Annotated in this window: 17 protein-coding genes and 1 riboswitch; of the genes, 16 read left to right on the top strand and 1 reads right to left on the bottom strand. The window is 30.3% G+C overall.

The genetic code is table 11. The annotated features are described in order from the left end of the window. Positions 1 to 68: 68 nt before the first annotated feature. Positions 69 to 962: a DNA-3-methyladenine glycosylase family protein gene (locus H9661_RS16285; protein WP_143316890.1), complete on the top strand. Its 894-nt coding sequence runs from the start codon at positions 69 to 71 to the stop codon at positions 960 to 962. Between the two features lie 138 nt (positions 963 to 1,100). Beyond that, complete coding sequence (locus H9661_RS16280) at positions 1,101 to 1,559, top strand: MgtC/SapB family protein (RefSeq protein WP_143316844.1); 459 nt, start codon at positions 1,101 to 1,103, stop codon at positions 1,557 to 1,559. A 52-nt stretch (positions 1,560 to 1,611) separates the two neighbouring features. Here the strand turns inward: H9661_RS16280 and H9661_RS16275 are convergent, their stop codons facing one another. Continuing rightward, positions 1,612 to 1,908, bottom strand: a complete 297-nt coding sequence (locus H9661_RS16275; RefSeq protein WP_143316843.1) for an HNH endonuclease — start codon at positions 1,906 to 1,908, stop codon at positions 1,612 to 1,614. Positions 1,909 to 1,992: 84 nt separating this feature from the next. Between H9661_RS16275 and H9661_RS16270 the strand changes: the two genes are divergently transcribed. The 14 genes from H9661_RS16270 to H9661_RS16210 form a co-directional block, all read left to right on the top strand. Then, positions 1,993 to 3,495, top strand: a complete 1,503-nt coding sequence (locus tag H9661_RS16270; RefSeq protein ID WP_191769824.1) for a 4Fe-4S dicluster domain-containing protein — start codon at positions 1,993 to 1,995, stop codon at positions 3,493 to 3,495. Positions 3,496 to 3,768: 273 nt separating this feature from the next. Then, entirely contained in the window at positions 3,769 to 4,053 is a 285-nt protein-coding gene (groES, locus tag H9661_RS16265) for a co-chaperone GroES (RefSeq protein WP_143316841.1), read from the top strand. A gap of 12 nt (positions 4,054 to 4,065) precedes the next feature. Beyond that, complete coding sequence (groL, locus tag H9661_RS16260; protein ID WP_143316840.1) at positions 4,066 to 5,688, top strand: chaperonin GroEL; 1,623 nt, start codon at positions 4,066 to 4,068, stop codon at positions 5,686 to 5,688. 153 nt (positions 5,689 to 5,841) lie between these two features. Further along, on the top strand, positions 5,842 to 6,411 hold the full coding sequence (locus H9661_RS16255) for a hypothetical protein (RefSeq protein ID WP_191769822.1): 570 nt from the start codon (positions 5,842 to 5,844) through the stop codon (positions 6,409 to 6,411). A gap of 50 nt (positions 6,412 to 6,461) precedes the next feature. Next, positions 6,462 to 7,157, top strand: coding sequence for a response regulator transcription factor (locus H9661_RS16250; RefSeq protein ID WP_143316838.1), 696 nt, complete (start codon positions 6,462 to 6,464; stop codon positions 7,155 to 7,157). Further along, complete coding sequence (locus H9661_RS16245; protein ID WP_143316837.1) at positions 7,135 to 9,321, top strand: HAMP domain-containing sensor histidine kinase; 2,187 nt, start codon at positions 7,135 to 7,137, stop codon at positions 9,319 to 9,321. Before H9661_RS16250 ends, H9661_RS16245 begins: the two co-directional genes overlap by 23 nt. Positions 9,322 to 9,467: 146 nt before the next feature. Then, a complete protein-coding gene (locus H9661_RS16240) occupies positions 9,468 to 9,863 on the top strand; it encodes a prepilin-type N-terminal cleavage/methylation domain-containing protein (RefSeq protein WP_243129606.1) in 396 nt (131 codons plus the stop codon). 71 nt (positions 9,864 to 9,934) lie between these two features. Continuing rightward, positions 9,935 to 10,032, top strand: a riboswitch (purine riboswitch). 153 nt (positions 10,033 to 10,185) lie between these two features. Next, a complete protein-coding gene (gene guaB / locus H9661_RS16235; RefSeq protein ID WP_143316835.1) occupies positions 10,186 to 11,640 on the top strand; it encodes an IMP dehydrogenase in 1,455 nt (484 codons plus the stop codon). Positions 11,641 to 11,687: 47 nt separating this feature from the next. After that, positions 11,688 to 13,220 carry a glutamine-hydrolyzing GMP synthase gene (gene guaA, locus H9661_RS16230; protein ID WP_143316834.1) on the top strand — a complete coding sequence of 511 codons (1,533 nt, stop codon included), beginning with the start codon at positions 11,688 to 11,690 and terminating at the stop codon, positions 13,218 to 13,220. Between the two features lie 379 nt (positions 13,221 to 13,599). Continuing rightward, positions 13,600 to 13,752, top strand: a complete 153-nt coding sequence (locus H9661_RS16225; RefSeq protein ID WP_191769870.1) for a hypothetical protein — start codon at positions 13,600 to 13,602, stop codon at positions 13,750 to 13,752. Between the two features lie 259 nt (positions 13,753 to 14,011). Continuing rightward, a complete protein-coding gene (locus H9661_RS19925; protein WP_279290180.1) occupies positions 14,012 to 14,146 on the top strand; it encodes a hypothetical protein in 135 nt (44 codons plus the stop codon). Between the two features lie 147 nt (positions 14,147 to 14,293). Continuing rightward, positions 14,294 to 14,677: a hypothetical protein gene (locus H9661_RS16220; RefSeq protein WP_191769819.1), complete on the top strand. Its 384-nt coding sequence runs from the start codon at positions 14,294 to 14,296 to the stop codon at positions 14,675 to 14,677. 70 nt (positions 14,678 to 14,747) lie between these two features. Further along, on the top strand, positions 14,748 to 15,563 hold the full coding sequence (locus H9661_RS16215) for a hypothetical protein (protein WP_191769817.1): 816 nt from the start codon (positions 14,748 to 14,750) through the stop codon (positions 15,561 to 15,563). Positions 15,564 to 15,577: 14 nt separating this feature from the next. After that, positions 15,578 to 15,767, top strand: a 190-nt coding sequence (locus tag H9661_RS16210; protein ID WP_191769815.1) for a hypothetical protein, incomplete at its 3' end; no start/stop codon positions are given.

Here is a 15,767-nt window from a genome sequence, read left to right as displayed (position 1 = left end):
TATTTATTGTTAAATAATATTTAATGTATGATATAATTATACATATAAATTTAGAAAAAGGTGATTAAATGGATTATACTAACGTAATTTATGAAAAAGATAAAATAGTACTTGAAGGTGTTAAAAACTTTAATATAAAGCAAGTAGTTGAATGTGGCCAGTGTTTTAGATGGGAAAAAGTTAAGGAGTTAAATTATATAGGAGTTGCTCATGGCAGAGTTATAGAGGTTATTCAAAGCGATGATAATGTAACAATACTAAATAGTAACGAAGAGGATTTTAAAAACATATGGTTTGATTATTTTGATTTGGAAAGAGATTATAGTAAGGTAAAAGAATCTTTAGCTAATGATGAAATATTAAGTAAAAGTGTTGAATATGGATATGGGATTAGAATTTTAAAGCAAGAACCATTTGAAATTCTTATAAGCTTTATAATTTCTGCCAGAAACAGTATTCCATCAATAATGAAAACAATAAAAAAGATAGCTGAAAAATGGGGTAAGCCTATAGAATATAAAGGAAATACATATTATACATTTCCTACTCCAGGTGAATTGAAAGATGCTACATTGGAAGAAATACAAGAGACAGGAGCATCTTTTAGAAGTAAGTACATATTAGATACAATAAATAATGTAAATAGTGCTAAAAGATTAGGAGACTATGATTTAGACTACATAGCAAGTTTGCCTGCAGATGAATGTCATGAAGAATTGCAAAAATTCAAAGGTGTTGGGGCAAAGGTGGCAGACTGTATTATGTTATTTTCTATGAAAAAATATTCATCTTTCCCTGTAGATGTATGGGTAAAAAGAGCTATGATGCATTTTTACAATGCGGAAGAAGGTTCTCTTAATAAAATTAGAATATTTGCAAGAAATAAATTTGGTGAGGTATCAGGTTTTGCGCAACAATATCTTTTTTATTATGCTAGAGAGAACAAAATAAAGGTAGATTAGGTTTGAGGTATTTGAAACTTGGTATTATAAAATAGAGCATCATTATAATAGATATGTAAGAATAATATAATATTGATTGCAGTCAATAGAGAATGTACAATAAAGGATATAATATAAAAGGTATGGAGGGCGTAATATTTGGATGAAAAAACGGTAGTAATAAGACTTGTTGTAGCATTCTTGTTAGGTGCAGCAATTGGATTGGAGCGAGATTTAACAAATAAAACTATAGGAATAAAAACCCACGTGATGGTATCATTAGGTTCAGCTTTAACCATGATATTTGGTATTTATATGTCTCAAGAAAACAACCTAATTGACCCAACAAGAATTTCTGCACAAGTAGTATCTGGAATAGGTTTTTTGGGAGCGTTATGTGTATTAAAAGATCGTAATAATACTATATTAGGGTTAACTACAGCATCATCTATATGGGTAATGGCATGTATAGGGATTGCTGTTGGAGGGGGATTTATAAGTGGAGCTGTAACTACAACAGTTCTTATATTAATAAATCTTATATTTGTTTCAAAAATAAAAAGAATAATTAAAAAAAGTTCTATTTATAAGAGAAGTCATGATGATTGTGAGGAATAAATTGAATATGTATAAAAGCAGTGGTGGAGAGGTTAATTCATTGCTGCTTTTTTTATCCTTTTCGTCTAGCAGATTTTGATTTTTTTATTGGTATGTACACATCTCCTGGATGATTTTTAACAAAATTTAAATAACGTTTTATTTTCTCCTCATTCTTTAATCTTTCTATAGTATAAAGTCTATAAGAGAGTTCACTATTAGTATAGAGAGCATGGATTTGACAATGACATGTTCTGCATAAAAAAGCTATATGGGAGTCCCTTCCCCCTTTTTCTACTGGAATTAAATGATGTTTAGTTATTTCTGATATTTCCCTGCCACAAAGCTCACATCTATATTTTTTATTCATAAAATACTCACCCTAGATAATAGAATTATAATTGGAGAGATTATATCATTTTTGTATGAAAAAATCAAAGATAGGGGGAAAGTTATGTTCCAATTTGAAACTCAATTAGATAAGTTGAAGCATGAGGTGCTTACAGAGGTAGCTAAGTTAGCAAAAGAGGACAAGCTAACAAAGGATGAGATTGAAAAAATTCCTTACGAAGTTATAAAGGGAGATACAGCTATGTATAGGTGCTGTGTTTATAAAGAAAGAGCTATAGTTCTGGAGAGGGCAAAATTGGCTTCTGGCTTCTTGGCCAATGGAGATACGATTGATGAGGATTTTATAGATATAACTCCAGATGAGCAGATAATATATGTCATTGAAGCTGCTTGTGATAAATGTCCAATAAATAAATATAGTGTAACTGATTCATGTAGAAATTGTATAGCGCATAGATGTCAAAAAGCTTGTAACTTTGGAGCAATAAGTTATGTTGCAGGAAGGGCTTATATTAATCAGGAACTTTGCAAGGAATGTGGCATGTGTCAAAAAGTTTGTCCTTATGATGCTATTTCTGAAGTTATGAGGCCTTGTAAAAGGGTATGTCCTACAGGTGCACTGGATGTAAATCATGAAAATAGAAGGGCTATTATAAAGGAAGAAAAGTGTGTTAATTGTGGAGCTTGTATGTCAGCATGCCCATTTGGTGCTATATCAGATAAAAGCTTAATCGTTCCGGTTGCAAAAGCTTTAAGTAATAAGGAAAGGATATATGCAGTAGTTGCGCCAGCAATAACAGGACAATTTGGAATGAAGGTATCCTATGGGCAAATTAAAAATGCAATTAAGAGGATAGGATTCAGGGATATGTATGAAGTAGCTTGCGGTGCTGATGCTGTTACTGTTCATGAAGGCGTCGAGTTTGTAAATAGGATGGAAAAAGAACAATCATACATGACTAATTCATGTTGTCCAGCTTTTCTGAATTATATTGAAAAAATATTTCCTAGTGAAATAGGTAATATATCAGGTACTGTATCGCCAATGATAGCTACAGGAAGATATATTAAAAAAAATCATCCGGATGGAAAAGTTGTATTTATAGGACCATGTACAGCCAAAAAGGGGGAGGCTGTTAAGGAGGATATTAAAGATGCGGTGGATTATGTGTTAACATTTGAGGAGTTGGTTGCTCTTTTTGATGCCTTTGAGATAGATGTTGAGAAATGTAGTGAAGAAGTGGTTGATGATGCTTCTATATTTGGCCGTGGTTTTGGAGCATCAGGAGGATTGACCGCAGCTATTGAAAATTATATGAAAGAAAGCGGTATAGATGTTGAATTTAATGCTATAAAAGTTTCAGGCGGAGCAGAGATAAAAAAGGTTATGAAGCTTACTAATATAGGCAGACTTAATGGAAACTTTATTGAAGGAATGATGTGTGAGGGGGGGTGTATTAATGGCGCTGGGGCAGTAGTACCGTATCAGAAAGCGAAAGGTATATTTAATAAGATAAATGTCAATGCTAGAAAGAAGACTGTTTTATCAAATGATATTATTAATGATTATATAGATATTAACTTAGAAAGAATTAATAAAAAATAGGACATGTGAAAAATAAAGAAAATATGAGTAAAACAAAGAAATACAATAATAGTTTTGCGTAATGGCCATTAATGGCGAGATAATATAAAAAAGAATATTTGAATAATATGGATACAGGATATATTATAATTGTATTAGCACTCATTAAGAGTGAGTGCTAATACAAGTTTTTATGTAGTAGTTCTATAGAACTATTTTTATAATCTTAATTTAATTAGATTAAGAAAAGGACAGAAGAAAATAAAATTATATAAATATTAAGGAGGTTTTTCAATGAATATCAAACCACTTGGAGAAAGAGTAGTAATTAAGAAATTAGAGGCAGAAGAAACTACTAAAAGCGGAATAGTACTAACAGGTACAGCTAAGGAAAGACCACAAGAAGCAGAAGTAGTTGCAGTAGGACCCGGAGCTGTTGTAGACGGTAAGAGGGTTGAAATGGAAGTAAAAGTTGGAGATAAAGTTTTATATTCAAAGTATGCAGGTACAGAAGTTAAAGTTTCTGGAGAAGAGTATACTATTTTAAAACAAGAAGATATTTTAGCGATAGTTGAATAGGAGGTAATAGAGATGGCAAAAACATTAAAATTTGGTGAAGATGCAAGAAGATCTATGCAAATAGGGGTAGATAAATTAGCTGATACAGTAAAAGTTACATTAGGACCTAAGGGAAGAAATGTAGTATTAGATAAAAAGTTTGGAGCACCACTAATAACAAATGACGGTGTTTCTATAGCTAGAGAAATAGAGTTAGAAGATCCATATGAAAATATGGGAGCACAACTTGTAAAAGAAGTTGCTACTAAGACAAATGATGTTGCTGGAGATGGAACTACAACAGCTACTCTTTTAGCACAAGCTATTATAAGAGAAGGTCTTAAAAATGTAACAGCAGGAGCTAATCCAATATTAATTAGAAATGGTATAAGAAAGGCTGTTGAAAAAGCAGTTGAAGAAATTCAAGGAATTTCAAAACCAGTAGCAGGTAAAGAAGACATAGCTAGAGTTGCAGCTATCTCAGCAGCAGATGAGGAAATTGGTAAGTTAATTGCTGATGCTATGGAGAAGGTTGGTAATGAAGGTGTAATTACTATCGAAGAATCTAAATCAATGGGAACTGAATTAGACGTAGTTGAAGGTATGCAATTTGATAGAGGATATGTATCACCTTATATGTCAACAGATATGGAAAAGATGGAAGCTTCTTTAGATAATCCATACATTTTAATAACTGATAAGAAAATTTCAAATATACAAGAAATACTACCAATACTAGAACAAATAGTTCAATCAGGTAAGAAGTTATTAATTATAGCTGAAGATATTGAAGGAGAAGCTATGGCTACTCTTGTAGTTAATAAGTTAAGAGGAACATTTACTTGTGTTGCTGTAAAAGCTCCAGGCTTTGGTGATAGAAGAAAAGAAATGCTTCAAGATATAGCTATTTTAACTGGTGGAGAAGTAATATCTGAAGAACTAGGAAGAGATCTTAAAGAAGTAACTATCGAGATGTTAGGCCAAGCAGATAGTGTTAAGGTTACTAAGGATAATACAACTATCGTAAATGGTAAAGGAAGTTCAGCAGCTATTAAAGAAAGAGTTGGCTTAATTAAGAATCAAATTGAAGAAACAACTTCAGAATTTGATAAAGAAAAATTACAAGAAAGATTAGCAAAGCTTTCTGGTGGAGTTGCAGTAATCAAAGTTGGTGCAGCTACAGAAACTGAACTTAAAGAAAGAAAACTTAGAATTGAAGATGCTTTAAATGCAACAAAAGCAGCAGTAGAGGAAGGTATTGTACCAGGTGGTGGAACAGCATATGTTAATGTAATAAATGAAGTTGCAAAATTAACATCAGATGTTCCAGATGCACAAGTTGGTATAAATATAATCGTTAGAGCTTTAGAAGAGCCAATGAGACAAATAGCTGCAAATGCAGGAGTTGAAGGTTCTGTTATAATAGAAAAAGTTAAGAATAGTGAAGCTGGTATGGGATACGACGCATTATATGGAGATTATAAGAATATGATAAAAGCTGGTATAGTTGATCCAACTAAGGTAACAAGATCAGCACTTCAAAATGCAGCATCAGTAGCATCAACATTCTTAACAACAGAAGCAGCTGTTGCTGATATTCCACAAAAGGAAACTCCAATGCCAGGTGGAGCTCCAGGAATGGAAGGAATGTACTAAAAAAGAATTTTTAATACTGAAAATCTCGTAATGAAAAATTTCATTACGAGATTTTTTTGTTTTTCTTCATAAATTTGAAAGAATTATGGAAAGTTTTTTGTAAAAAGTAACTTGTATAATTAGTTGTAGCAAGAGGAGTGAGGGGAGAAGGATGTGATAAAGATAATGATTTTTATAATAAGTGTTGTAGTTGTAATTTTAGTAATAAAAGCAATAATAGGTAGTAAAATTTGCACAGAAGACAGAAGTTATAACCTTGATGAAAAAATATTTAATTTTCTTCAAAGTAATGAGAATCGTAAGTATATATATTCCAAGGCGGTAAAACGAAATAAAGGTAATTCCTCTAATACTTGTGTCTATTTTTTAGCAGAATTATTGAGGGAAAATAACTTTATGGTGCCAAATGAAACAAAAAAGGTATCAGAAGTTTTAAAAATGTTAAAGGAAGATGGGTGGAAAAAACATAGCAATTATGAAGAATTAAAGCCTGGAGATATATGCTTTACCACAGATAGTGATGGGAATAAGGATGGAATTCCAACACATACTTATGTATTTATGAAATGGGTAAAGGAAGGAAGTTATGATTTTGCCTATGTATGTGACAATCAAGCAAAGGATTATAATGGGAGGCTTTATCATATTAGAAATATAAGGAATGTAGAAAAGACAAATGGTTTTAAGAAGGAGGCGTTTGCATTTTTTATGAAGAAAAGTTAATTGGAAGGTTCTCTAACCAGCATGTATAATAGGGGAAGAGGGGGAGTATTATGACAAAATTTAATGTTCTAATGGTAGATGATGAATATGAAATACGAGAAGCTGTTGAAATATATTTGAAAAATGAGGGGATAAAAGTATTTCATGCAGCAGATGGGATAGAAGCATTGAGGGTGGTTGAATTAGAAGAGATACACCTTATATTAATGGATTTAATGATGCCTAAGATGGATGGAATTAAAGCTACATTTAAAATTAGAGAAAGCAAAAACATTCCTATAATAATGCTTTCAGCAAAATCAGAGGATACTGATAAAATATTAGGTCTTAATATAGGTGCCGATGATTATATTACAAAACCATTTAATCCAATGGAATTAGTAGCTAGAGTTAAATCCCAATTAAGAAGATATACAAGCTTAGGTCAATACGATGAACAGGTTGATGATGAGGTAAATGTAAGAGGACTTATATTAAACAAAAGTTCAAAGATGGTAATAGTGGACGGAAAGGAAAAGAGCCTAACATCATTAGAATATAAAATATTAGAGCTTTTAATGACTAATAGGGGAAGAGTATTTTCTATTGAAGAGATATATGAAAGGGTGTGGGATGAACCATTTCATAATTCTGAAAATACTGTATCAGTTCATATAAGGAGAATAAGAGAGAAGATTGAAATTAACCCAAGAGAACCAAAATATTTAAAGGTGGTGTGGGGAATTGGCTATAAAATTGAAAAATAAATATACAGTTGGAATAGCTTTTGTTATATTAATTTATATTCTTGGTATTTCATTGCTGACAGCAAATGATTTAATAAAAAATAAAGAGTATTTAAAATCAGATGTTTATTTTACTAGTTCACAATTTCAACATGATTTAGTTAGTTATTTTTATAATATAAAAAATCTTAATGAAATATATAAGGATTATTCACTAAAATCAACTGATGATAAGGTCACAAATAGTGAATTAACATTATCTAAAACATTGTATGATACTGATTTAAGCAATAGGGAAGATGAAATAAACGGCAAGTATAAATATGAGATAATAAATGCTGCACAGCAAGATAATAAGAATGAGGTTAAAAGACTAACAGAGGCAAGAGATAAAGAACTTAATGAAATAAAATTAGAAAATTCTAAAACTATCGAGGATTTTAAAAAAGAGATAGTAGCTTATAAAAATAGAGATTATGAGAATATTAAAAGAGCGGTAGAAGACAAGAGTATAATAAAATATTATATTGCAGATAGTAAAAATAATGTCATAGATACCAATATAGAAAATATTTCAGATATAGATGAGTATATTGAAAAGACGGCTTTGTATAGTATTAAATTTCCTTATGAAGTTAAGGAGTTTGATAAAATGACCTATATAAATATGTGGGCAGAAGCAAATAATAAAAAAATTTATTTTGTTGTATCTAAGGATATTGATAAAAATAGTTTCATATATAAAAATTATAATTATTATAATTCTGTAAAAGAAAGACTGCATAAAGAAATTGTAATCGGAATTGTATCATTATTAATAGGACTTCCTTTACTAATATTGATATTGAAGAAAAACAATGAATATGTAGCAATCTTAAAAAACATAGAAAAGTGGTATAGAAAAGTACCCCTAGATATACAATTAATTATATTTATAATTTATATGTTTATAATGATGAAATATATAAATAAAGTGGTGTTCTTTAGTAAGCCTTATAGGTTTGGGCAAGTTTATATACTTACTATTGTAGCAGTGTATATATTATATTTAGTTATTAATGTAAAACAGATAATATATTTTAAAGGAAATAGAAATGAATTTAGAATAGGGATTAAAAAATGTTTAGTTAATAAATTATTAAGTAGAATTAGAGAAAATTCTAAGTTCCAAAGTATTAAGTTTAAAACTAAAATCATGACTACACTTACTTTGCTACTTGGATTAATCACATTAGGTGTTTTTGCATGTATAAAAAATTCAAGAGAAGGGTTTGTAATAGTCATAGCAATATCATATATATTATTTTACATGATATTCATGATTTACTATATTTTTAAGATAGGTAGATTTGTCATTGGAATTGCAAAGGGCACAGAAGAAATAGTGTTAGGAAATCTTAATTACACTATAGAGGAAAAAGGAAGAGGCGAGCTTTTAAAGATAGCTAATAATATCAATAATATGAAGGCTGGAGTTAAAGAAGCTCTTAAAAGTGAGATGAAGAGCGAAAGGCTCAAATCTGAGCTTATAACAAATGTATCGCACGATTTAAAAACTCCATTAACATCTATTATTAACTATGTAGGATTATTAAAAAAAGAGGGGATATCTAATGAAGAGGCGGATAGATACATAAATGTATTGGATAGGAAATCTCAGAGACTTAAGGTAATTATAGATGATTTATTTGAAGCTTCTAAGATGGCAAGCGGTGCTGTAGATCTTGAAATAGAAAAGTTAGAGGTGACTTCACTTTTAAAGCAGACATTGGGAGAATTTGATGAAGCAATTAATAATTCAGAATTAACATTTAGGCTAAAGTTTCCTGAAGAAAAGGTTTATGCTAATTTAGATGGAAAAAAGACTTGGAGGGTATTTGAAAATCTTATAAATAATATATTAAAATATTCTCAGCCAGGAACTCGAGTATATATTTCATTAAAAGAAGAGGATGGTAAAATAGTTATCACTATGAAAAATACATCTTCTTATGAAATGGATTTTGAGAGTGAAGAGATATTTGAGAGATTTAAAAGAGGAGATAAATCGAGAAGTACTGAAGGTACAGGTCTAGGGCTTTCTATTGCTAAAAGCATACTGGAAATTCAGGGGGGAGAGCTTAGTATAAAAATTGATGGAGATCTTTTTAAAGCTAAAATCATCATACCATCGATTGATGAATAGTTCAAAATTTAATATTTACTTTGATCCAGGATATAAAACTAATTAAATATATCTTGGATTTTTTTATAGACAAAATTATAAATCCTTCGTAAATTGGCTAGAATCTATAGATAAAGAAAGATTATAGCTTTAAGGAGGATGAACTGGTGAAAAATAAACATAAATACATAGAGAAAAATGTTAATGGATTTACTTTAGTTGAAACAATAGCGGTTATAGCTATAATAGCAATATTATTTAGTGTATTTACTCCCAAAGTTGCAGGATACATAAAAGAGGCAAAGAAAACAAAGGCGTTGGAAGAAGTAAGGCAGGTAGTATTAGCTGTAGATACATATAATATAAAAGCAAGCTCTGCTATAAGTACAAATGATACTTTTGGCAAAATTAAGAGTACAATTAATGGTTCCTCAAATGAAAATGATCTTATTGACTTTACTAGAATTAAAAGTATATCTAATACTACGACATATGGTAAGATGAAAGAATTATTATTAGGAGGCTATAATTTCACGCTAGATGATAATGGTGTTATTTCATAAAATAAAAATGCAATTTTACTTTCAATTCTATTGACTTTAGCAATATGATACATTATAATAAGTTTAATTTAGTAACAGGCACATTTTAAGCTCGTATATCCCCTGAATATGGCAGGGAGTATCTACCGGAAGCCGTAAATTTCCGACTATGGGTGAATTTGATATACTTATATATTCTTGTTATATAGGCATATTAACTTCACTTTATAGTAAGTTAATGTGCTTTTTTTGTACTCAAAATTAGGCAAGAAAATGAAATAAATCTTGCACTTTGAATTAGAAATGAATTAAATTAATCATAAATTGAGGGAGGATATTAAAAATGGCAAGAATATTAAAACAAGCATACACTTTCGATGACGTATTACTAGTACCAAATAAATCAGAGATATTACCAAGAGAGGTAACACTTGCAACTAATCTAACTAAGAAAATTAAGTTAAATATACCGCTAATAAGTGCTGGAATGGATACAGTAACGGAATCTACAATGGCTATTGCAATAGCTAGAGAAGGCGGAATCGGAATTATACATAAGAATATGACAATAGAAGAACAAGCTAGAGAAGTAGATAGGGTTAAGAGACAAGAAAATGGAGTAATTACAGATCCTATATTCCTTTCTCCAGAACAAACTTTACAAGATGCAGAAAATCTTATGGCTCAATATAGAATATCAGGAGTTCCAATAACTGTTGATGGTAAGTTAGTTGGTATCTTAACTAATAGAGATACTACATTTGAAACAGATTTTACAAAGAAAATTGGAGATGTAATGACTAAGGAAAATTTAGTTACTGCACCTGAAAACACAACAATTGAACAAGCTAAAGAATTATTAAAGAAGCATAAAATTGAAAAGCTTCCTTTAGTTGATAAAGATGGAGTATTAAAAGGATTAATAACTATTAAAGATATAGAGAAAACTAGAACATTCCCAAATGCAGCTAAAGATTCTCAAGGAAGATTACTTTGTGGTGCTGCTGTAGGTGTAACAGATAACATGATGGAAAGAGTTGAGGCTTTAGTAAAAGCTAAGGTAGATGTAATTACACTTGATACTGCTCATGGTCATTCTAAAGGAGTTTTAGAGGCAGTTTCTAAAATTAAATCTGCATATCCAGAACTTCAAATTATAGCTGGTAATATTGCAACAGCAGAAGCGGCAGAAGATTTAATTAAAGCTGGAGCAGACTGCGTAAAGGTAGGTATAGGACCTGGTTCAATATGTACAACAAGAGTAGTTGCTGGAGTTGGAGTTCCTCAATTAACAGCTGTTATGGATTGTGTAGAGGTAGGAAGAAAATATGGAGTTCCAGTGATTGCAGATGGGGGTATTAAATATTCAGGAGATATAGTTAAGGCAATGGCTGCAGGGGCTTGTGGAGTTATGATGGGGTCATTACTTGCAGGTTGTGATGAAGCTCCAGGTGAAATAGAAATATATCAAGGAAGAAGCTATAAAGTATATAGAGGAATGGGTTCATTAGCAGCTATGGCTTGTGGTTCTAAAGATAGATATTTCCAAGAAGGAAATAAAAAGCTTGTACCAGAAGGCGTTGAAGGAAGAATAGCATATAAAGGATATGTTGCTGATACTATATTCCAACTTCTTGGAGGAATAAGATCAGGTATGGGTTACCTTGGATCAAAGAATTTTGAAACTTTATATCAAACAGCTACATTTGTTGTTCAAACTTCAGCTGGACTTAGAGAAAGTCATCCTCATGATATAAATATAACTAAGGAAGCTCCAAACTATAGTGTTAGTCAATAACTTAGTGTAAAATATAATAATTAATAGAAAGATTATTGGAGGGTAACATGAAGAAAGAATTAGTCCTAGTAGTTGACTTTGGCGGTCAATATAATCAATTAATTGCTAGAAGAGTAAGAGAATGTGGAGTTTATTGTGAAATAATCCCATATACTTATACACTAGATCAAATAAAAGCTAAAAACCCTAAGGGAATAATATTTACAGGCGGACCAAACAGTGTTTATGGTGAAGATACTCCAAGGGTGGATAAAGGAATTTTTGAATTAGGAGTGCCAGTTCTTGGTATCTGCTATGGAGATCAATTAATGTCTTATTTACTAGGTGGAAAAGTTGAAACTGCACCAGTTAGAGAATACGGAAAAACTTCAATTAAGCTAGATTCTTCTTCAAGACTCTTCCAAGGGATAGAAGAAGAAGGTATATGCTGGATGAGTCATACTGATTATATATCAGAAGCTCCAGCAGGATTTAAAATAGTAGCTAACACAGATGTATGTCCAGTTGCTGCTATGGAAAATGAAGAAAAGAAATTATATGGTGTACAATTCCACCCAGAAGTTGAACATACACCATTTGGGCAAAAGATGCTTCAAAACTTCCTTCATAACATATGTGAGTTAGGAAATGAATGGACTATGGCTCACTTTGCTGAAGAAAAGATAAAGGAAATTAAGGACTTAGTTGGAGATAAAAAGGTTCTTTGTGCTTTATCAGGTGGAGTAGATTCATCAGTTGCAGCTATGATAGTACATAAGGCAATAGGTCACAACTTAACATGTATCTTCGTAGATCACGGTCTTTTAAGAAAAGATGAAGGAGATACAGTTGAAAGAGTATTCAAAAAAGAATTTGATATGAACATAATAAGAGTAAATGCTGAAGATAGATTCTTAGGTAAGCTTGCTGGAGTTTCAGATCCTGAAACTAAGAGAAAGATTATAGGAGAAGAATTTATTAGAGTATTTGAAGAAGAGGCTAATAAGGTTGGGGAAATTGATTACTTAGTACAAGGAACAATTTATCCAGACATAGTTGAAAGTGGAACTAACACATCAGCTACAATTAAGTCTCACCACAATGTTGGAGGACTTCCTGAAGACATGAAGTTTGATCTTATAGAACCTTTAAGAGAGTTATTTAAAGATGAAGTAAGAGCAGTAGGAGAAGAACTTGGAATACCTCATAAGTTAGTATGGAGACAGCCATTCCCAGGACCAGGTCTTGCAATAAGAGTTCTTGGAGAAATAACTGAAGAAAAGCTTGAAATAGTAAGAGAAGCGGATGCTATCTTTAGAGATGAAATAGCTAATGCTGGACTAGATGAAAGCATATGGCAATACTTTGCTTGTTTACCAAACATAAAGTCAGTTGGAGTTATGGGAGATGAAAGAACTTACTGTCATACGGTAGCTTTAAGAGCCGTAACATCAAGTGATGCAATGACTTCTGAATGGGCAAGAATCCCATATGAAGTTCTTGATCTTGTTAGTAGAAGGATAGTTAATGAAGTTCCAGGAGTAAACAGAATTGTTTATGATGTAACTTCTAAGCCACCTGCTACTATTGAATGGGAATAAGTGAGAGCCAAAAAGTGAGAATCCAAATTTTGTATTTAGTTATTCGAACTTACTAAGCGAGCGAATGCGAGTCGAGTTTCCTTTGAAAAATTACAATGATAATTTAGCGATTTGAAAATAATGAAGTAGTGTATGATTTTTAACTAAAAAGGTAGTTGTCATACACTACTTTATTTTGCTTATTAAAATACGAATGAGAATATGCATTATCTTTTCATTGCTATATAAAGTAGACACAATATGAATTATGTTTAATAGAGTGAAGTTTTTCATACTACGTTGTGGCATATAATGGTATAATATAAATTGTGTTTTAAATGTATTATTTATTGATAGAGGTGCTTTAAAGTTTAAAAAAGATAAAGATGCTAAATATATAATGAAGTATATGCCAATAGGTCTAGCACTTGGGATGTGTTTTGGATCAACATTTGATAATATAAGTAACGGCATAATTATAGGTATGTTGATTGGATTAATAATTGATTCATTTAATAGCAAATATAGTTATGAAAAGAATAATAAAAAATGATATGGATAATTTAATAATAAAAGATAAAAAGGAATTCTCAGCAATGGGGATTCCTTTTTAGGTAAAGAAAAAAGAACGGTACTTATGGATACTAAAATAAATAATATCAAGCTATAAATATTAAATTAGAAAATGCACTTATCTTTAAGGTTGATATTGCAAGTTATTAGAATTCTTAAAAGAAAAAGTATATAGTCTATTGGCAAGGTAGAAAGTATAGCATTTATATAGTTGATTAAAAGCAAGGATGTTAGTAGAAATGGTAGAAGCTGAAAAGATGGTAAGGAAACTTTTTAATGAAAATGATTTTATATGGATTGATTGTAATCTTGATTATGAGAGTGACACTAGATTGTTTGATAATATTAATAGATTCACGAGTGGTAATAATTAGAAATAAATGTCTAAATTACAAATGTAATTACTAAAAATATAATCAAATTATCCACAATATAAAGAAAAATTGAAAAAATATACATAATATGGTAACATAATATTTGTTAATGAACATTAATAAATATTAAAAAGGGAGAGAGTATATATGAAAAGAAAAAGCATTAAGATGATACTTGGAATGACAGTATTTGGAGTACTAGCATTAGGTTGCACTGCATTTGCAGCAGGATATGGTGGTTATGCTCTACCAATATACCAAGGAAATAATTATTGGGGAGAAGGACATAAAGCTCATGGAGCTAATAATTGTGTATATAATCAAGTTGACCTTTTAACTAATACTAATAGAGCAACATTTTGGATTACTGATGTAAATAAGAGTCAAATAAGTGGTGATTATTACTTCCAAGTTGGAGATTCAAAAAATATGTATTCTAATCGTTCTATAAGTTCAGGTTATGTTGGAATGGAGAATTCTAACAATAGTAGTACTGAAGCATATGTAGATGGATGGATTAATTTCAATTAATTTGAGGTAGTGTAAAGGATATATGAAGACGTTGTATCTTCATATATATTTAAAGCTTAGGAGGAAATATATGAAGAAACTATTACATATGGATTTTAAAAATATTATCAATAGTATGAATTTCAGAGCAATTAGTATAATAATGATAAGCATTCCAATAATTTGTTTTTTGGTTAATTGTAAAATAAGTTATGGGTTGCCAATCCAGTTTGTTAGGTCATCTTTAGAAGAAAATTTTTTAAATGGTACAGTATCTAGACATGTAAAGTTATGGTTTATATTAATATTTCCATTATTATCAATGATGTTATGTAGTGATATATATAGTATTCAATATAATAATGGAATATATAAGAGTATAATTACAAGATGTAGTAAAAAAAAGTACATTTTATCTAAGATAATAGTTGTTTTTGCTTTAACATTTTCAGTCATTTTTATAAGCCTTTTTATTAATCAAGTTTTGTGTATTATTACATTCCCATTGAAGGGATTAGATAATGCAATGGCTTTACCAGCATTTGATATTGGATATTTTAATTATTCTGATTCGAGATTCCTAGACTTACTAAGAGTTCAAAATACATGCTTATATAATTTAGTATACATGCTTATATATAGCTTGGTGGGGGCATTATATGCAATTATTGCTTTATCAACATCGTTTTTTATAAAGAACTCAAAAGTATTTATAATATCTATATTTATAATTTATTTTGGAGTGTATGAATTTTTTATAACTCAAGGCTTAGAAAAGTTTCATTTAAATTCATATTTGGATGGAGATAGTGTTGGAAATGGTGTTTTTATAGCTTGGATATTTGTATTAGTAGTTATACCATTTGTATTTACAGCAATTAAGTATAAATCTAAAAATGAAATATAGGAGATTATTTTGATATGATCAAGAAAAAAGTATTGATAATAAATATAATAATATTAATTATTATATCAATAATTAATATTATTTCTGTGAATAACTTAGTTGGCAATATGACTAATGATATAGCTAAAGATGAAGTTATATTCACTTTGTATAGAAATAGTGTTATCAGAGAAGGTATGTTCTATTTAATAATTCCTTCAATAA

The sequence above is a fragment of the Clostridium cibarium genome (assembly GCF_014836335.1).
Lineage (GTDB): Bacteria > Bacillota > Clostridia > Clostridiales > Clostridiaceae > Clostridium > Clostridium cibarium.
The sequence above is the reverse complement of the archived record's forward strand: the minus strand, read 5'-3'. Positions and strand labels throughout refer to the sequence as shown.